The following is an 18,639-nucleotide window of genomic DNA, read 5'->3' as shown; positions in this document are numbered from 1 at the left end:
TGCTCTTGCCGCCACCGAAGCGTTTGGCGTTGGCGTCGAGGCTCATCGTCAAGCCGATGCACAACGCCATGGCGATGCTAAGAAAACGTTTCATAAAGGGAATTCCCATTTGTGGATTGCACGCGCGCCATGTTGCACAGGTGTAGTGACAGTGGCTAGCGACATAATGTTTCGGGCTTTTGCGTAGGACTGATTCGGAATGGTCTGTAGGAGTTATTACAGATATTGGCCCGCCCTTATTAAAAACAAGGGTGGGCCAAAAACCTTCATGTACAGATCGTTCCCACGCTCCGCGTGGTAACGCGTCCCGTGACGCTCTGCGTCACTGCTTTGAGAGCGGACGCGGAGCGTCCCGGGCGGCATTCCCACGCAGAGCGTGGAAACGATCAGACTTCAGACAGCCTCAAGTTTGGCGTAGCCCATCATCAGCCACTTGCTGCCCTCGGCGAAGTTCACCTGCACGCGTGCCTGGGCGCCGGCGCCTTCGAAGTTGAGGATCACGCCTTCGCCGAAGATCGCGTGCCTGACCTGCTGGCCCAGGCTGAACGGTGTTTCCGGAATCTCGGAACCGGCAAACATGCTGCTGGAGTTCTGCTGCTGGCCGCCGCCGAACGGGCGGCTGACGCTGTTGGACAGGCGCACTTCCTGGATCAGTCCCTTCGGCACTTCACGTACGAAGCGCGACACCTTGTTGTAGGTCTCGCTGCCGTACAGGCGTCGGGTTTCGGCGTAGGTCATCACCAGGTTCTGCATGGCCCGGGTAATGCCCACGTAAGCCAGGCGACGTTCTTCTTCAAGGCGGCCCGGCTCTTCCAGGCTCATCTTGTGCGGGAACAGGCCTTCTTCCATGCCTACCAGGAACACATACGGGAATTCCAGGCCCTTGGCACTGTGCAGGGTCATCAGCTGGATGCTGTCTTCATGTTCGTCAGCCTGGGCGTCCCCCGCCTCCAGCGAAGCATGGCCGAGGAAGGCGGCGAGCGGTGTAAGGTCTTCTTCGTTCTCGGCATTTTCGAACGCACGGGCGGCGCTGACCAGTTCCTCGAGGTTTTCTACCCGGGCCTGGCCTTTTTCGCCTTTTTCAGCCTCGTGGTAGGCGATCAGCCCGGATTGTTCGATCACGGTCTGGGTCATCAGATGCAGGGGCATTTCCGCGCATTTGGCCGCAAGGTTCTCGATCAGCTCGACAAACACACCCAAGGCGCCGGCTGCGCGGCCCGTCAGGCCTTTATTGGCGATGAGCAGGCGCATGGCCTCCCACATCGACACATCGGCATGGCGGGCGTGCTCGCGAATGGCCTCGACGGTTTTTTCGCCGATGCCACGGGCCGGGATATTGATTACCCGCTCCAGCGCCGCGTCGTTGCCCCGGCCTTCCAGCAAGCGCAGGTAGGCCATGGCGTTCTTGATTTCCGCACGCTCGAAGAAGCGCTGGCCACCGTAGATGCGATACGGGATGCGCTCGCGCAGCAAGGCTTCTTCCAATACCCGCGATTGGGCGTTGGAGCGGTAAAGAATGGCGATATCGCTGCGCGAAAGGCCGGTTTTCAACGCACCTTCGATGGTTTCCACCACGTAGCGCGCTTCATCGTGTTCGTTGAAGGCGGCGTACAGGTTGATCGCTTCGCCTTCGCCGCCGTCGGTCCACAGCTCTTTGCCCAGGCGCCCGGTGTTGTTGGCGATCAAGGCGTTGGCGGCCTTGAGAATCCCGGCGGTGGAGCGGTAGTTCTGCTCAAGGCGGATGGTCACCGCGTCCGGGAAGTCCTCGGAGTACTGATAGATGTTCTCGATTTTCGCGCCGCGCCAGCCGTAGATCGACTGGTCGTCGTCACCCACCACCATCAGGCTGTCGCCACCCTTGGCCAGCAGGCGCAACCAGGCGTACTGCACGGCGTTGGTGTCCTGGAACTCGTCCACCAGAACGTGCCGGAAACGCTTCTGGTAATGGGCCAGCAAGCCGGGGTTGTCGCGCCACAGGTCCAGGGCACGCAACAGCAGTTCGGAGAAGTCGATCACGCCGGCGCGTGCGCAGGCCGCCTCGTAAGCTTCATAGATGCTGCGCATGGTGGCCAGGAACAAATCGCCGCTGGCCTGGATATGCTGCGGACGCAGGCCTTCGTCTTTCTGGCCGTTGATAAACCACTGGGCCTGGCGCGCCGGCCAGCGTTGCTCGTCGAGGCCCAGCTCGCGGATCACGCGCTTGACCAGACGTTGCTGATCGTCGCTGTCGAGGATCTGGAATGTCTGGGCCAGCCCCGCTTCCTGCCAATGCGCCCGCAACAGGCGGTGTGCCAGGCCGTGGAAGGTGCCCACCCACATGCCGGCCGGGCTGATGCCCATCAGTTGCTCGATGCGATGGCGCATCTCGGCGGCAGCCTTGTTGGTGAACGTCACCGACAGGATGGAATGGGGCGACGCGTTCTCGACCTGGATCAACCAGGCGATACGGTGCACCAGCACTCGGGTTTTACCGGAGCCAGCACCGGCCAGGACCAACTGACGGCCAACGGGGGCCGCTACGGCCTGGCGTTGGGCATCGTTGAGGGAGTTCAGCAAAAGGGAGAGATCATCGCGCATCGGCGCATTCTAGGGTGCCGGGGGAAGACGGGCAAACCCCAATGCCAGGCGCCCGACGGAAAACCGCCTGCGGGCCAACATTCTGCGGAGCGCGGATGACCGGTCGGTCATGCGCCACAGCCCGCGTGGCGTCTCGTTCAAGCTGTCTGGAACAACGCTTTGCGCCCAACAGCCGGGCGCTTTTTATGATCTGGAGCAGTTTGGTCCGAGCGTTTGCTTGTGTATGCTCCGTCGACGTTTCAGGCTCACCATTATAAGAACACTGCCTATGACCTTTGACACTGACCTGTTCGGCCCTTCGGCGGCGCCTGCGCAGGTTATCCGCAAACATTACGCCACCCAGATGGCGGTGGAGCGGACACGCCTGTTGTATCAGGGCTCGTTGGTGCCAACCCTGCTGATGCTGGTCAATGGTTTGGTCTGCGCCTGGCTGTTGTGGAACCCCGCGCAATACCTGCTCGACAGCGCCTGGCTGGTCTGGTTGCTGGCGCTGGTGGCGATGCGGGTCATCCAGGTGGCGGCCTTTGAGTCGGCCATGCCCAGCCGCCAGGCCCAACCGGTCTGGCGCCGGATGTTCATGCTCGGCTCGGCGGTCAGCGGCCTGACCCTGTCGATCGCCGCCATCGCCCTGGTGCCCACCGACAGCTTCATGCAACAGGCCTGGGTGTTCGGCCTGATCGGCGCGGCAATGCTGTCGGCCAGCGTGGCGTATGCCGTGAGCCTCTGGGCCTTTTTGTCCTTCGCCTTGCCGTGCCTGGTGCCGATCATCGCGTACCTGTTCTGCAACGGCACCTCGCAGCAACAGGGCTGGGGCGTGCTCGGTGTGATCCTGCTCGCGTCGTTGAGCGTGGTGGCGTGGCAGGTCAACCGCCTGATCCAGCGCGGGCTGTTGCGACGTTTCCAGAACCAGGCCTTGATCGAGCATTTGCAGCAGGCCCGGCGCCGCAGCGAGCAGTTGAACCAGGCGCTGATGCGCGAAGTCGAGCAGCGTCGCCAGGTCGAACAGGACTTGCGTGACGCCCAGGCCGGCCTGCAAGACCGTATGGCCCTGCGCGGCCAGGAACTGGACGCCGCCAGCCTCGCCCTGAACAAAAGCGAGGCGCGCCTGGCCATGGCGCTGCAAGCCAGTGAACTGGGCCTGTGGGACTGGAATCTGCAAACCGATGAGGTGCACCACACCCACCTCAAGGAACTGTTCGGCCTGGAACCCGAGTACGTCACCGCAATGCTCAGTCATCTAAAGCCGCGCCTGCACCCCGACGACCTGCCGCTGCTCAAGCACGCGTTGGTGGAGCACCTCAAGGGCCGCAGCGAGGACTATCAGGTCGAATACCGGATACGCCATGGCGACGGGCATTGGGTGTGGATCGAGGACCGTGGGCGTGCGGTGGAGCGTTCGCCCGGTGGGCGGGTGATCCGCATGCTCGGTACGCGGCGCGACATCAGTGCCGGCAAGGCCCTGGAAGAACAGCAACGGCTTGCCTCGACGGTGTTCGAGGCGGCCAGCGAAGGCATCGTGATTCTCGACCCCAACTACGTGCTGATCGCGGTCAACCAGGCGTTCAGCCGCGTCACCGGTTTTGACATCGACGACATGCTCGGGCGCAATGTCGTGGAGTTACCCTGCAGTCGCGATGCCCGGCGGCACTTCCCGGTGATTCGCCAGGCACTGCTCAGCCACGGCACCTGGCAGGGCGAGCTGGTGGAGACGCGCAAGAACGGCGAGCTGTACCCGCAGTGGCTGCACCTGAGCGTGGTGCGCGATGCTCGCGGCAATGTCAGTCATATCGTCGGCTTTTTCGCCGATCTGTCCGCGCGGCGCGAGTCCGAGGAGCGCATGCGCTACCTCACTCATTACGATGAGCTGACGGGCCTGGCCAATCGTTCGCTGTTTCGCGAGCGGCTGCGCGAAGCGCATCAGCGCGTGCGTCAGGGTGGGCGCAGCCTGGCGCTGCTGCACATCAACCTCGACCGTTTCAAGCTGCTCAATGACAGCCTGGGCCATGAAGTGGCCGACCAGCTATTGCAGAAGATGGCACGGCGGCTGATCAACGCACTGCCGGAAGCCGACACCATTGCCCGCCTGTCCGGTGACGAATTCGCGGTGCTGTTCGATGCCTATGGCAACTTGTCGAGCCTGGCGCGCGTGGCGACCCGGCTCTTGGCAAAGCTGCGCGTGCCGGTGACAGTGGAGGGCCATGAGCTGGTGGTCAGCGCCTCCATGGGCGTCAGCCTGCTGCCGGATAATGCGCGGGAAATTTCCGCGCTGGTCAGCCAATCGAATATGGCGATGCAGCACGCCAAGCACCTGGGCGGGAATAATTTCCAGTTCTACACCGACAGCCTGCAAGCCAGCACCCTGGAGCGCCTGCAGCTGGAAAACCATCTGCGCAAGGCCATCGACGAAGGCCAGCTCACGGTGTTCTACCAACCCAAACTGTGCCTGGCCACCGGCAAGCTCAATGCGGTGGAGGCCCTGGTGCGCTGGGAACATCCGCAATGGGGCCTGGTGCCGCCGGGGGACTTTATCGGTCTGGCCGAAGAAACCGGCCTGATCGTGCCGTTGGGCGAGTCAGTGTTGCGCAAGGCCTGCTGGCAGGCCTGTGAGTGGCAGCGTCAGGGGCTGGCGCCGATTCGCGTGTCGGTGAACCTGTCGGTGCATCAGTTGCGCCAGGGCAAGCTGGTCAGCCTGGTGCGCCAGGTGCTGGAAGAGACCGGGCTGGACCCGCAATACCTCGAGTTGGAACTGACCGAAAGTCAGCTGCTCGACAGTGTCGAGCACATCATCACGACCTTCCGGCAGTTGCGCGAGCTGGGTGTGAAGCTGGCTATCGACGATTTCGGTACCGGCTATTCATCCCTCAGCTATCTCAAGCGTATTCCGGTGGACTACGTGAAGATCGACCAGACCTTTATCCGCGGGCTTGGCCAGGGGCGTGAGGACGCCGCCATCACCCGGGCGATCATTGCCATGGCCCACGGGTTGGCGCTCAAAGTGGTGGCCGAAGGCGTGGAAGATCAGCAGCAACTGGATTTCCTGCGAAGCGAGGGGTGCGACGAGGTGCAGGGCTATCTGATCAGCCGACCGATGCACCCCGAGGGGCTGGCGGATTTGTTACGGCAAAATCCGGAATTTCCTTAATGACTCGGGGGCAGCCCCTGTGGCTACAAAGCCTCTACCCTTAATTTCAGTGGGGGGCAGGGCGATTTAGTGCTGCATCAGGCGGGCAAAACGGCAATTCTTGTAGTATAACTACAAGCTTGCTACATCCCTGGCGTCTGCCAATAACAAGAGTCCTGCCCTTTGAACCTGTTGCAACATATCGCCCAGTCGCGCCACCTGTTACGCAAATCGGAACTCAAGGTTGCCGATCACGTGCTGCTTGACCCTGCGGCTGTGATGCACAGTTCCATGGCTGATCTGGCCCACAGCGTGGGCATCAGCGAGCCGACCATCGTGCGCTTCTGCCGCGCCATCGGTTGCTCCGGGTTTCAGGATTTGAAACTCAAGTTGGCGCAAAGCCTGGCTGCCGGGGCGAGCTTCGGCCAGTTTGCGATCCATGAAGACGACTCCGTCGCCGACTACAGCCTGAAAATCTTCGACACCACGTTGCATACGCTGATGGAAGTGCGCGAGAAGCTCGACCCGGTGGAGCTGCAAAAGGCCGTGACCGCGATGTCCCAGGCCCAGCGCGTGGAGTTCTACGGCTTTGGTGCTTCCGGTGCGGTGGCGGCCGACGCCCAGCATAAGTTTTTCCGCCTGCTGCTCACGGCGGCGGCCTACAGCGACCCGCACATGCAGGCGATGTCGGCGGTGACCTTGAAGCCCACCGACGTGGCCATCTGTATTTCCCAGTCCGGTCGCTCCAAAGACCTGCTCATCACCGCCAACCTGGTGCGTGAAAGCGGCGCTTCGCTGATTACCCTGTGCCCGAGCCAGACGCCATTGGCGGAGCTGTCTACGGTGAACCTGGCGATCGACGTGCATGAAGACACCGAGATCTACACGCCGCTGACCTCGCGCATTGCTCATCTGGTGGTGATCGACGTTTTGGCGATGGGGGTTGCCATGGCCCGCGGACCGAGCCTGGTCAACCACCTCAAGAGCGTGAAGCGCAGTTTGCGCAGCCTGCGACTGTCGCCCAAGTCGGTCAAAGCCCTCGACGACTGAACTGTACACAGATCCAAAATGTAGGAGCGAGCTTGCTCGCGAAAAACGTCAACGATAACGCGTGCTTTCTGAATGAACGCGGTGCCTGTGAATTTTTCGCGAGCAAGCTCGCTCCTACAGAGGGCACTAGGGCAAGCCCCCTTTTTGTGTGTCCAGAATCTTCATCGCACTGTCATCGCCCCGTCATCCCTCGCACCCATCCTGTACTCCCCGCACTCGCATTGGGAGACTCCAAAATGGCCCGGACCTACGAAGACAGCAACAGCACCGTCAAGACCCGTCGTCAGCAGGAAGACCAGCGCCGCATGGCGTTCCGTCGCGCAATCGAAGACCGCTGTGACCAGCGCCAGCTGCTGCAGAGCATCAGTGACTACCCGGAACTGCATTGGCAGGCGCCCTTGGCTGCCCAGCGAAGCGCTCAGCCAGGGCGCTGATCTGTACCCGTTCGCTGCGGATAAAGCCCAGGAACGCATGGGCCACCGGTGACAGCCGCTTGGCTTTGGCTTGCACCAGGCACCAACTGCGGTACAGCGGCAGTTCGTCCACCGCCAGCTCCTTGAGCCCGCCGGTGGCCAGTTCCAGGTTCAAGGCGTGGCGCGTCAGCAGGGCCACGCCTAAACCGGCGACCACGCACTCACGCTGCGCCTCGGCCGAGGCCACTTCCACGGTCTGGGTGAAGTGCACGCGTTTTTCCTTGAAGTACTCTTCGCACGCCAGGCGTGTGCCGGAACCCGGTTCGCGGATGAGCAGGGTGTAGGGTTCCAGGTCCTGCAGGCGTAGCGGCCCTTTCAGGCTCAACGGATGATCCGGCAGCGCCACGGCGACGATCGGGTTATTCAGGAACGGCAGGAATTCCAGGCCCATGTCCTGGGGCACCATGGACATGATCACCAGGTCGTCGCGGTTGTCCGAGAGCCGGCGGATCACCTGGGCGCGATTGACCACGGTCAGGTGCAATTGCACCTCCGGGTGCTGGCGCTTGAAGGCGGCGAACAGGTGCGGCACGAAGTATTTGGCGCTGGACTCCACCGCCAGCTTCAATTGGCCCTGCAGTGAGCCCTGCATGTCCGAGAGCTGCATATCGAGGTTTTCCAGGCGGCCGAAAATATCCCGGCTGGCCCGTTGCAGGGCTTCGGCGGCCTCGGTCATGTAGAGCTTTTTGCCGACATAGTCGAACAGCGGCTGGCCGATCAGCTCTTCGAGCTGGCGAATTTGCAGGCTGACGGCCGGTTGAGTCAGGGACATTTCCTCGGCTGCACGGCTGTAGGAGCGCAAATCACACACTTCATTGAAAATCTGCAACTGACGCAATGTCATACGCATCAATGACTTACGCATTAAATAATTCCCCGCTCAGCAATCATCCCGCCAACTATAAGTCTTTACTTATACACAACCCAATAATTATTGATTTTTGTTAATCCCTCCGTGCGCTTAGTGTGTGTCTCGCGACTGTCATGAAACATTTGGTCACGCGCTGACCTTGTTACTAAGGTCAAAGACGCAGCAATCGGCTCAAGGGAATTTCCAAGTGATAAAAAAGATCCTGATCGCCAACCGTGGTGAAATTGCCGTACGAATCGTGCGTGCCTGCGCCGAGATGGGCATTCGCTCGGTCGCGGTTTATTCGGACGCCGACCGCCACGCGTTGCACGTCAAGCGTGCCGACGAAGCCCACAGCATCGGGGCCGAGCCCCTGGCCGGTTACCTGAACCCGCGCAAGCTGGTGAACCTAGCCGTGGAAACCGGCTGCGATGCACTGCACCCCGGCTACGGTTTCCTGTCGGAAAACGCCGAGCTGGCGGACATCTGTGCCGAACGCGGGATCAAATTCATCGGCCCGTCCGCCGAAGTCATCCGCCGCATGGGCGACAAGACCGAAGCGCGGCGCAGCATGATCAAGGCCGGTGTGCCGGTCACGCCGGGCACCGAAGGCAACGTCGCCGACATCCATGAAGCCCTCACCGAAGGCGACCGTATCGGTTACCCGGTGATGCTCAAGGCCACCTCCGGTGGTGGCGGTCGTGGTATTCGCCGTTGCAACAGCCGCGAAGAACTCGAACAAGCCTTCCCCCGGGTGATTTCCGAAGCCACCAAGGCGTTCGGTTCGGCGGAAGTGTTTCTGGAAAAGTGCATCGTCAATCCCAAGCACATCGAGGCGCAGATCCTCGGTGACAGCTTTGGCAACGTGGTGCACCTGTTCGAGCGTGATTGCTCGATCCAGCGCCGCAACCAGAAGCTCATTGAAATCGCCCCCAGCCCGCAGCTGACCCCGGAACAGCGCGCCTACATCGGCGACCTGTCGGTGCGCGCGGCCAAGGCTGTGGGCTACGAGAACGCCGGCACTGTGGAGTTCCTGCTCGCCGAGGGCGAGGTGTACTTCATGGAGATGAACACCCGGGTGCAGGTGGAACACACCATCACCGAGGAAATCACCGGGATCGACATCGTCCGCGAGCAGATTCGTATCGCCTCGGGCCTGCCGCTGTCGGTGAAACAGGAAGATATCCAGCACCGAGGTTTTGCGTTGCAGTTCCGCATCAACGCCGAAGACCCGAAGAACAACTTCCTGCCCAGCTTCGGCAAGATCACCCGTTACTACGCCCCCGGCGGCCCCGGTGTGCGTACCGACACGGCGATCTACACCGGCTACACCATCCCGCCGTTCTACGACTCCATGTGCCTGAAACTGGTGGTGTGGGCGTTGACCTGGGAAGAAGCCATGGACCGCGGCCTGCGCGCCCTGGACGACATGCGCCTGCAAGGCGTGAAGACCACCGCCGCCTATTACCAGGAAATCCTGCGCAACCCGGAATTCCGCAGCGGCCAGTTCAATACCAGCTTCGTGGAAAGCCACCCTGAGCTGACCAACTACTCGATCAAGCGCAAACCCGAAGAGCTGGCCCTGGCCATCGCCGCCGCCATCGCCGCCCACGCAGGCCTGTGAGGAATATAACAATGAGCAAAAAGATCTTCGTAACCGACACCATCCTGCGCGACGCTCACCAATCGTTGCTGGCGACCCGCATGCGCACCGATGACATGCTGCCGATCTGCGACAAGCTCGACAAAGTCGGCTACTGGTCTCTGGAAGTCTGGGGCGGTGCCACCTTTGACGCTTGCGTACGGTTCCTCAAAGAAGACCCGTGGGAGCGCCTGCGCCAACTGCGCGCCGCGTTGCCCAACACGCGCCTGCAAATGCTGCTGCGCGGCCAGAACCTGCTGGGCTACCGCCACTACAGCGACGATGTGGTCAAAGCCTTTGTCGCCAAGGCCGCGGTCAACGGGATCGATGTGTTCCGTATCTTCGATGCGATGAACGACGTACGAAACCTGCGCGTGGCCATTGAAGCGGTCAAGGCCGCCGGCAAGCACGCCCAGGGCACCATCGCCTACACCACCAGCCCGGTGCACACTGTCGACGCCTTCGTGGCCCAGGCCAAGCAATTGGAGTCCATGGGCTGTGACTCGATCGCGATCAAGGACATGGCCGGCCTGCTGACCCCTTACGCCACCGGCGAACTGGTCAAGGCGCTCAAAGCCGAGCAGAACCTGCCGATCTTTATCCACTCCCACGACACCGCCGGCCTGGCCGCGATGTGCCAGCTCAAGGCCATCGAAAACGGTGCCGACCATATCGACACCGCCATCTCCAGCTTCGCCTGGGGCACCAGCCACCCGGGCACCGAGTCGATGGTCGCGGCCCTCAAAGGCAGCGAGTTCGACACCGGCCTCGATCTGGAACTGCTGCAGGAAATCGGCCTGTACTTCTACGCCGTGCGCAAGAAATACCACCAGTTTGAAAGCGAGTTCACTGCCGTCGACACCCGCGTGCAAGTCAACCAGGTACCGGGTGGGATGATTTCCAACCTGGCCAACCAGTTGAAAGAGCAGGGCGCCCTGAACCGTATGAGCGAAGTGCTGGCCGAAATCCCGCGCGTGCGTGAAGACCTCGGCTTCCCGCCGCTGGTCACGCCCACGTCGCAGATCGTCGGCACCCAGGCGTTCTTCAACGTGCTCGCCGGTGAGCGCTACAAGACCATCACCAACGAAGTGAAGCTCTACCTGCAGGGTGGCTACGGCAAGGCCCCGGGCACGGTGAACGAAAAACTGCGCCGTCAGGCCATCGGCAGCGAAGAGGTCATCGACGTTCGCCCGGCTGATTTGCTCAAGCCGGAAATGACCAAGCTGCGCGGTGAAATCGGCGCGTTGGCCAAGTCCGAAGAAGACGTGCTGACCTACGCCATGTTCCCGGATATCGGGCGCAAATTCCTCGAAGAACGCGACGCCGGCACCCTTGCCCCTGAGGTGCTGCTGCCGATTCCGGAAGCCGGCGGTGTCGCCCGTGCCAGCGGCGAAGGCGTGCCGACCGAGTTCGTCATCGACGTGCACGGCGAAAGCTACCGCGTGGATATCACCGGGGTGGGCGTGAAGGCCGAAGGCAAGCGTCACTTTTACCTGTCCATCGACGGCATGCCGGAAGAAGTGGTGTTCGAACCGCTCAACGAATTCGTCAGCAGCGGCGGCAGCAAGCGCAAGCACGCTACCGAACCGGGCCATGTCAGCACGGCGATGCCGGGCAATATCGTCGATGTGCTGGTCAAGGAGGGCGACGTGGTCAAGGCCGGCCAGGCCGTGTTGATCACTGAAGCCATGAAAATGGAAACCGAAGTCCAGGCCGCCATTGCCGGCAAGGTGTCCGCCGTTCATGTGGCCAAGGGCGACCGGGTCAACCCGGGTGAGATCCTGATTGAGATCGAAGGCTGAATCCAGCCTTCGACGTGACCGCTTAATCCTCGGGGGGGCAGGTGCCCTCCTTTTTTTTGCCCGAGATTCAGGCCTCGGCGGCAGGCTTTTGGTGCTTGAAGCTGACAAAGACGCCGGTGGCTGTGTAGATCAGTTCCGGGGTCAGGGTTGCAAGGTGACTGGTGACCCGCTCGAAACGGCCTTCAATCTGTGCGGCGTCGACGACACGTAGTTGGCGGTTGAGCAGTTCATCATGTTCATGCTCTATCTGGATATTCAGCGTCGCGCCCGCGAGGCTGGCACGGTTGCCGACTTTCAGGGTGCTGTGTGCTTCGCCCAGGCTTACCTTGAAAACCAGGGTCGAACCCGCTGCCATGTTCAGGTCGCGTTTGATTCGATCTTGGTTTTTCAAGACCGGGTCGAGCAACAGCGTGCCGGCGACGTCGAGTTCGTTCACCGTGCCTCCGGCATAGGTAGCACCCTGTTCAACCGTGACCGTGCCGCCGATGCGGTTCTGGTTGATCAAGGTGGCGCCGCTCTGAACCCGGCCGCGCTGGTTGGCCTCCAGTGCGCCGGTCAGGGTCCAGGTGCCTGCATTGACGTCCAGATGCTGAAACTGGCGGGCGCCGTTGAACGTGCCGCCCTCGATATCTTCGAGGATGACCTGGTTGGTACCGCTGCCGCCGTCCACCTCGCCCCTGAATCGGGCCTGGCCGCGCACAATCAACACGTCGTTGCCCCCGCCCATGTCCAGGGCAATGCCGTTGCCCCCGCTGATCAGGCCGTTATTGACGACCCTGTCGTTGAAGTTGCCTAGCAGGTTCACCCCATAGCCGTTGCGACCTCTGATGGTGCCATTGTTGACCAGCAACGTGCTGCCAACGTCAGGCCCAGCGCTCCCGTTATCGACCAGCACGCCATATTGCTTGCCGCTGATGAGGCCGTGATTATAGATGTCGTCGCCGGCCTCCACCTGCACGGTCGCCGACACTGGATAGAACGCTTGAGAGGGATAGACTGCGGACTGGGTGGGTACTTGCGACATTGGATTTCGACCTCACGTGTGCTGGAGGTCGAAAACTAACGCAATGAAAAGTCCGTCGCTGTCGGCGGTAGTACCGAGGATTGTGAGAGGGTTCGTTATTGAAGAGGACGCTTACGACGCTCGGTTAAAAGCTCATCGTCCATTGCCCCTTGACGCCTTGATTGCGGCTATGGGTACCCGCCTGGCCGCTGTAGCTCAGGCCCAGCGTGTGTTGGCTGGACAAGGCCAGGTCCACGCCGGCGTTTACGTCCAGGCTGTCGCGATCCAGTGACGTACCCGTGAGGGTGAAGCCGTCCAGTGCCACTGGAGCGTTGCGATAGGATTGGCGCACCTGGCTGTCGACTGCGCCGTAGAGATGTTTCCAGCCGGTGCTGAGGTGGGGTGTCAGGCTGACCTGATTATCGAACCGGTACACTGTCGCCAGGCGCAGACCCACCGTACTGCTCAGGTTCTGCTGGGTCTGCGCGCCGACGTTGAGCGCGGTCAGGCCACCGCTTTCCTTGAAACTGTCGCGGTGATAACGCTGGTAGCCAAGGCCGACGAAGGGCTCGACGCGCAAGTCCTGGCTGCCCAATTGATAGCCCAGTTCCGAGAACAGCGTTTGGCTTTGGGCATCGTAATGAGACTTGAGCTGATCCTTGTAATCGAGCAGATTGACGTTGCGCCGGTTGGTCCCTGCGTGGCTGCTGTAGATCGCACCCAGGCGCAGGGCCAGCGGTCCGTCCTGGCGCACGGCGTAGGCACCCAGATGCAAACTGTCCAGCTCGGCGGAAAAGCGCTGGGCGTCAAGATTACTCGTGGACTTGGCACCCATCACCCCCACACGCCAGGCGTGGTCGACCGCCCAGTCGGCTCCCAGCAACAGCCCACGGGTGCGGTGCTTCAGGCCGGCGCTGCCGCTGCGTGAATCGAGGTGGCCGTCGTTGCCCAGGCCCTGCACCCAAACGTGATTATTCTCGTCGGCAGGCAAGGCGCGCAGGGTCGAGAGTAATTGGTTGCTGATCTGGCCGGTGACGGCGTGGCTGGCGGTGGCCAGGTTAGCGTTTTGGCTGCCGGCCAATTGTTCAAGGGCTGCGCCGATCCCGCCGGGCTGTGCGGCCAGTGCTTCATTTGCTTTCTGCAGGTCCTTTATCTCTTCCGAGGTCAGCTCCCCGGAGGTCAGCAAATCAAGCAGAGCGGGCTCCAGCACCTTGGCGACCTGCACGCCGTTGTAGGACGTGGCTTGTCCGATGAGGTAACCGGCGTAGGGCGGCGGGGAAGGTGGCGTATCGAACTCGGGTTCGAAGGCCCACTCAGTCTCGGCCGAATCGTAAGGCTGATGAAAAAACGGCCTGTATTCAATATCGCCGCGTGCTTGCGCGGGTTGAACACTGATGGCCACTGCAAGGCTGATGAACGCAGCGATTCTGGAGGGTATAAAAGACATGAATTCCCGACCTCTGATGAATGAGGCGGGGAATGTAGCGAGGTCGTCGAGGGATAACTGTCAGGCCACTGACCGCTGGTTTGCGGGAGTTGTCCTTAGTGGGGTGCGATTAAAAGCTCATCCGCCATTGGCTGGTCATGGCGTATTTAAATTGCATTTTAATGCGTAAATTATCAGTTTCGAGCGTTCTGGATGCACTATATTGCGTTAATAACGCCTCGAACCCTTCAGAAGGTGCATTAAATTGCAGACTGGCCGCGCCTACTCGTTGATATTGCAGATTTTTACCGCTGGGTACTGGCGTGACGCAATGCGCCTGGAGTTTCCCGAGCCGCAAAAGGGTTTTGCCGGGCCTTGCAGGTTCCATTATCGACAGGATTACCTTGTCGATAATCTTGACGACATCCAACGGCCTTTCCACACCTGCGTCAGTGCACGGTTTCCACTGGAGTGGGACGTTTCAGTGCTCAAATCAGCACCTGCCTTTTTGCACGATATTGCGCCAGCCGGTTCTGCCAAACGGTTTTTAATGCAGCGCACGGGTCGTGAGAAACCGCAGGGGGTTGATGATGATTTGTTTTTGCTTGGGCGCAGCACACCGGCTCCGATCGGAAATATGCGTATCAAGGAGTCCGTGCTGGCTCTGGACGGCGAGGTACCGATGGGTTTTTCACGACATGACGTGACCAGCCGCAACAGCGGTTTTCTTGAATATGCCTATGAGCAGGGCGCTGCAATAGGCGGTGCTACCGGCGCCGGCGGCGAAGCACCCAAGCTGTTGATGAGCCAGGGCGCGGACGGCCTGCTGTATCCTGACGCCATCCTGAATGACGACGACGTCGCTCAGCATTGGTTCATCAAGTTCCCGCGCAACCAGGCCACTCAGAACGATCAGGACATCCTGAGAAGTGAATACCACTATTACAAGGCACTTCATGCGCTTGGAATCGAGACTGTAGCCGCCGAAGGATTGGCCTTGGAAGAGGCTACAAAGCCGAGTCTGTGGGTGCATCGTTTTGATCGAAGACTGGGCGAAAATGGTGTTGAAAGGCTGGCAGTCGAGTCGATCTATTCGCTGGCCGGAGTGACCACTCCCGGCAGCTACATGGATCATTCGGAGGTCGTGAGACTGCTGGTCGAGCAATGGCGAGCCGCAGGGCAAGAGGGTCAGGTTGCCGATCTTGTTGCAGAGTACCTGCGCCGAGACCTGCTGAATAAGGTATTGGGCAACTCGGACAACCATGGGCGAAATACGTCGATTATCCGAGAGCCTAAAGCGCTGAGACTGGCGCCTATTTATGACTTGGCGCCCATGGTTATGGACGCAGAGGCTGTCACGCGAACCACCAAGTGGCCTAAAGCATTGGAAAAAGCGGGAGATATCAATTGGAAAGGCGTCTGCGAGGCCCTTTCCGACATTGTTGATCCCGAGCAAAGCTTTGAACGGTTGCGACAAACAGCGCAGCAGCTGCGTGCATTACCGGATCTTCTGGCTGCAAGCGGCCTGCCCGCTGTGACGCTGAATCATCCCAGCATCCCACTTGGAAAACTGGACCTGCGCCTGAAGCAATGGGGGCTGCGATGACGGTCTCACTGGATGCTCGTGCCTTGTTGATTGAAAGTGTTGAGCACGGCTTGGCTGATGGTTCGCTCGAACTGGGCGACGCCGTGCGTCGCTTGCGCACCGAAGTGACGGGCCTGCATCAAAGCCAGTTCGCCAGGATGTGCAAAATCTCCGTTCGCACCTTGGTGCATATCGAGCACGGCGAGGGCAACCAAACCCTGAAATCGCTGAATGCGGTGCTCCGTCCCTTCGGTTTGCAGATGGGTGTGGTCAAAGTGCGACGCAAGGGGTTCTAAGCGTCAACCGCGGCGCACATACCCCTTGCCGAAATGTCGCTCCATGCGCGCCTGGATCAGCTCCAGCCCGAGGGACATTACCCAGTAAATGATCGCCGCCGTGGTGAGCATCTCGATGTAGCGGTAGCTCGAGCGGCCGTAGGACTGGGCCAGGAACATCACTTCCCACACGCCCATCACCGAGATCAGCGACGAGTCCTTGAGCATCGAGATGAACTGGTTGGTGGCCGGCGGGATGATGGTGCGCATGGCCTGGGGCAGGGTGACATGCCAGAAGATCGCCCGGTCACGCATGCCCAGGGCCAACGCCGCTTCCCGTTGGCCATGGGGCACGCCGAGGATGCCGGCGCGGAAAATCTCGCTCAGGTAGGCGCCGTAGTTCAGCGATAAGGCGATGATGCCGGCGACGATCGCGCCCGGCACCAGGCCCAGTTGCGGCAAGCCCAGGTAAATCAGCAGGATCTGGATCAGCAACGGCGTGCCGCGAAAGAACGAGGCGTAGAAACTGGCAATGCCAAACGCCACCGCGCTTTTCGACAGGCGCCCCAGGGCGGTGACAAACCCCAATATCGACGACGCAACGATGGCGCACAGGCACAAAAACAGCGTCAGCGCCGCGCCTTGCAGGAAGCCATTGGGCGCAAGGTGCAGGCCGACCAGGTTGGGCAGCTTGTCGAGGATGATCGAGAACTTCAGGTCAAAGCTCAGGAAGAAACTCGCAAACAGCGCGAGCAGCGCCGCCCAGGTCAGGTAAAGCCGTATACGAAAGCTCATCGGCTGATATCGGCGCCGATCCATTTTTGCGACAGCTTGCTCAAGGTGCCGTCCTGTTTGAGCTGGGCGAAGACCTCACGCACTTTGCTGTCCCACTGCGCGTCGCCTTTTTCGATGGCCACCGAGTTGGGCTCCGAATACAGCGGCTCGCCTGCCAGCTTGAAGCGCTTGTCCTGGGTCAGGCGCGGCTGCGCGGTGACCAGGTTGGTGAGGATCGCATCCAGGCGCACGCCCGCGCCCAGGCCGAGGTCCTGGAATGCCACGTTGTCGGTGTCGTACGGGGCAATCTGCACATCCTCGAACGGGTACTGCAACTGGGTGTCCTCGGCGCCTTCGATCACCAGATTCTTGTTCAGGTAGCTTTCATAGCTGGAGGCGCTGGTGAGGCCGACTTTCTTGCCGCTCAGGTCTTTGGCTGCATGGATGCGATCATCCTTGGCATTGACCACGATGACGGCGGGCGAGGCGTAGTACTCCACCGGGAAGTCGAACACCTCGGCGCGTGCCTTGCTCGGGGTCATTGAGCAGATGCAAATGTCGTAGCGCCCGCTCCAGCGGCCGGCGGCAATGACGTCCCATGAAGGCGTTTCCAGGCGCAGCTTGACCCCAAGCTTTTGCGCTACGGCCTTGGCCACATCCACGTCGAAGCCGTCGAGCTGGTTCTGCTCGTTGAGGAATGAAAACGGTGGATAGCTTTCCATCAGCACCCCGACCAGCTCTTTCTTCTGCTCGATACGGTCCAGGGTGGCACCGCCAAAGGCTTGGGTTGAAGCGGCCAACATCGTCAGGCCCAGGGCCAACAGCGGTCGTAATTTCAAAATCGAGCACCTGAATAAAAAAGAGGTTGTTATTAACCGAACGGTACGCATTAAATAGTTATAAGAACGACTCTCATAGTGAGTTATTTTCATAAGCATATGAGTAAAAAGCATATGGGTACAACAAACACCGTAATTCTCGATGGCGGCATGGGCCGTGAACTGCAACGCCGTGGCGCGCCGTTCCGCCAGCCGGAATGGTCGGCGCTGGCCCTGAGCGAGGCGCCGCAAGCGGTAGAGGCGGTGCACACGGCCTATATCGACAGCGGTGCCGACGTGATTACCAGCAACAGCTACGCGGTGGTGCCGTTTCATATCGGCGAAGCGCGGTTCGCGCAGGAGGGCCAGGCGCTGGCCGCATTGGCCGGTGAGTTGGCGCGACGGGCGGTGAAGGCCTCGGGCAAGTCGGTGCGCGTCGCCGGTTCATTGCCGCCGTTGTTTGGCTCCTATCGGCCCGACCTGTTCCTGCCTGAGCGGGTCAGCGAATTGCTGACACCGCTGGTGCAGGGATTGGCGCCTCACGTTGACCTGTGGCTGGCGGAAACCCAAAGCTCCATCGTTGAAGCGCAAGCGATTCATGCCGGCCTGCCGCAGGATGGCAAGCCGTTCTGGCTGTCGTTTACCTTGAAAGATGAGGATACCGATGAGGTGCCGCGCCTGCGTTCCGGCGAGCCGGTGGCGGAGGCCGCCGAGGCGGCGGCGCAGTTGGGCGTGCAGGTGTTGCTGTTCAACTGCAGCCAGCCCGAAGTGATCGGCGCGGCGATCGATGCGGCGCGGGCAACCTTCGAGCGATTGGGCGTCGCCATTCAGATCGGCGCCTACGCCAATGCCTTCCCGCCGCAACCCAAGGAAGCCACGGCCAACGATGGCCTGGACCCGTTGCGCGACGATCTCGACCCGCCGGGTTACCTGCACTGGGCGGCGGATTGGCAGGCGCGCGGCGCCAGTCATCTGGGCGGTTGCTGCGGGATCGGGCCGGAGCATATTGCGGTGTTGGCCGAGCGCCTTTCCAACTGATTCACCGCAGATCAAAACTGTGGGAGGGGGCTTGCCCCCGATGGCCATGGGTATCTACACAACTCTGTAGCGCCCAACCGTAATGTAACCACGATGCGAAGCGAGTCGCTCTTGATCTTGATCTTAGGCGCCCCGTTAAACCACGCTGGCCGAACGCAGGCTTGAATCCGTGGGTAACCCGGCAGGACGCCGGGTTAGCCGCACT

The 18,639-nt window shown here is 60.9% G+C and carries 15 protein-coding genes and 1 pseudogene; 8 read left to right on the top strand and 8 right to left on the bottom strand.

What is annotated here, in order from left to right; genetic code table 11:
- Positions 1–94: pseudogene (locus BFP96_RS31330) on the bottom strand (hypothetical protein); the annotation flags it as partial.
- Positions 95–393: 299 nt separating this feature from the next.
- Positions 394–2,577, bottom strand: coding sequence for a DNA helicase II (gene uvrD / locus BFP96_RS15825; RefSeq protein ID WP_065897700.1), 2,184 nt, complete (start codon positions 2,575–2,577; stop codon positions 394–396).
- 268 nt (positions 2,578–2,845) lie between these two features.
- On the opposite strand from uvrD, the gene BFP96_RS15820 reads away from it, so the two are divergent.
- The 3 genes from BFP96_RS15820 (at position 2,846) to BFP96_RS29235 (ending at position 7,182) form a co-directional block, all read left to right on the top strand.
- Positions 2,846–5,719, top strand: a complete 2,874-nt coding sequence (locus BFP96_RS15820) for an EAL domain-containing protein (RefSeq protein ID WP_065936560.1) — start codon at positions 2,846–2,848, stop codon at positions 5,717–5,719.
- A gap of 162 nt (positions 5,720–5,881) precedes the next feature.
- Positions 5,882–6,748: a transcriptional regulator HexR gene (gene hexR / locus BFP96_RS15815; RefSeq protein WP_003177007.1), complete on the top strand. Its 867-nt coding sequence runs from the start codon at positions 5,882–5,884 to the stop codon at positions 6,746–6,748.
- A 236-nt stretch (positions 6,749–6,984) separates the two neighbouring features.
- Positions 6,985–7,182, top strand: coding sequence for a PA3496 family putative envelope integrity protein (locus BFP96_RS29235; protein ID WP_083203275.1), 198 nt, complete (start codon positions 6,985–6,987; stop codon positions 7,180–7,182).
- Here BFP96_RS29235 and BFP96_RS15805 read toward each other — a convergent pair.
- Entirely contained in the window at positions 7,112–8,086 is a 975-nt protein-coding gene (locus tag BFP96_RS15805) for a LysR family transcriptional regulator (protein ID WP_065936559.1), read from the bottom strand. The genes BFP96_RS29235 and BFP96_RS15805 overlap by 71 nt on opposite strands.
- A 193-nt stretch (positions 8,087–8,279) precedes the next feature.
- Here BFP96_RS15805 and BFP96_RS15800 point away from each other — a divergent pair, with 193 nt between their 5' ends.
- Together BFP96_RS15800 and oadA are read left to right on the top strand one after the other, a co-directional pair.
- Positions 8,280–9,695 carry an acetyl-CoA carboxylase biotin carboxylase subunit gene (locus BFP96_RS15800; RefSeq protein ID WP_003195732.1) on the top strand — a complete coding sequence of 472 codons (1,416 nt, stop codon included), beginning with the start codon at positions 8,280–8,282 and terminating at the stop codon, positions 9,693–9,695.
- An 11-nt stretch (positions 9,696–9,706) separates the two neighbouring features.
- Positions 9,707–11,515 carry a sodium-extruding oxaloacetate decarboxylase subunit alpha gene (oadA, locus tag BFP96_RS15795; RefSeq protein WP_065893007.1) on the top strand — a complete coding sequence of 603 codons (1,809 nt, stop codon included), beginning with the start codon at positions 9,707–9,709 and terminating at the stop codon, positions 11,513–11,515.
- Positions 11,516–11,582: 67 nt separating this feature from the next.
- On the opposite strand, the gene BFP96_RS15790 is transcribed toward oadA, so the two are convergent.
- The 3 genes from BFP96_RS15790 to BFP96_RS31325 all read right to left on the bottom strand — a co-directional run bounded on the left by BFP96_RS15790 (position 11,583) and on the right by BFP96_RS31325 (position 14,374).
- Positions 11,583–12,539: a hypothetical protein gene (locus tag BFP96_RS15790; protein WP_128875951.1), complete on the bottom strand. Its 957-nt coding sequence runs from the start codon at positions 12,537–12,539 to the stop codon at positions 11,583–11,585.
- A 124-nt stretch (positions 12,540–12,663) separates the two neighbouring features.
- Positions 12,664–13,965, bottom strand: coding sequence for an autotransporter outer membrane beta-barrel domain-containing protein (locus BFP96_RS15785; RefSeq protein ID WP_065936557.1), 1,302 nt, complete (start codon positions 13,963–13,965; stop codon positions 12,664–12,666).
- 109 nt (positions 13,966–14,074) lie between these two features.
- Positions 14,075–14,374, bottom strand: a complete 300-nt coding sequence (locus tag BFP96_RS31325; RefSeq protein ID WP_240997039.1) for a hypothetical protein — start codon at positions 14,372–14,374, stop codon at positions 14,075–14,077.
- On the opposite strand from BFP96_RS31325, the gene BFP96_RS15780 reads away from it, so the two are divergent.
- A complete protein-coding gene (locus BFP96_RS15780) occupies positions 14,276–15,550 on the top strand; it encodes a type II toxin-antitoxin system HipA family toxin (RefSeq protein ID WP_256549038.1) in 1,275 nt (424 codons plus the stop codon). The genes BFP96_RS31325 and BFP96_RS15780 overlap by 99 nt on opposite strands.
- The gene (locus tag BFP96_RS15775; protein WP_065893011.1) at positions 15,547–15,825 is read left to right on the top strand and encodes a helix-turn-helix domain-containing protein; all 279 of its coding nucleotides are present in this window, start codon (positions 15,547–15,549) and stop codon (positions 15,823–15,825) included. Before BFP96_RS15780 ends, BFP96_RS15775 begins: the two co-directional genes overlap by 4 nt.
- A 3-nt stretch (positions 15,826–15,828) precedes the next feature.
- Here BFP96_RS15775 and BFP96_RS15770 read toward each other — a convergent pair whose 3' ends face one another.
- A complete protein-coding gene (locus tag BFP96_RS15770; protein ID WP_065893012.1) occupies positions 15,829–16,599 on the bottom strand; it encodes an amino acid ABC transporter permease in 771 nt (256 codons plus the stop codon).
- Positions 16,596–17,417 carry an ABC transporter substrate-binding protein gene (locus BFP96_RS15765; RefSeq protein ID WP_065883831.1) on the bottom strand — a complete coding sequence of 274 codons (822 nt, stop codon included), beginning with the start codon at positions 17,415–17,417 and terminating at the stop codon, positions 16,596–16,598. The genes BFP96_RS15770 and BFP96_RS15765 overlap by 4 nt, the downstream gene beginning before the upstream one ends.
- A gap of 114 nt (positions 17,418–17,531) precedes the next feature.
- Here BFP96_RS15765 and BFP96_RS15760 point away from each other — a divergent pair, with 114 nt between their 5' ends.
- Positions 17,532–18,434 carry a homocysteine S-methyltransferase family protein gene (locus BFP96_RS15760; protein ID WP_065893013.1) on the top strand — a complete coding sequence of 301 codons (903 nt, stop codon included), beginning with the start codon at positions 17,532–17,534 and terminating at the stop codon, positions 18,432–18,434.
- Positions 18,435–18,639: the final 205 nt, after the last annotated feature.

The sequence above is a fragment of the Pseudomonas sp. 34 E 7 genome (assembly GCF_900005715.1).
Lineage (GTDB): Bacteria > Pseudomonadota > Gammaproteobacteria > Pseudomonadales > Pseudomonadaceae > Aquipseudomonas > Aquipseudomonas orientalis_A.
The sequence above is the reverse complement of the archived record's forward strand: the minus strand, read 5'-3'. Positions and strand labels throughout refer to the sequence as shown.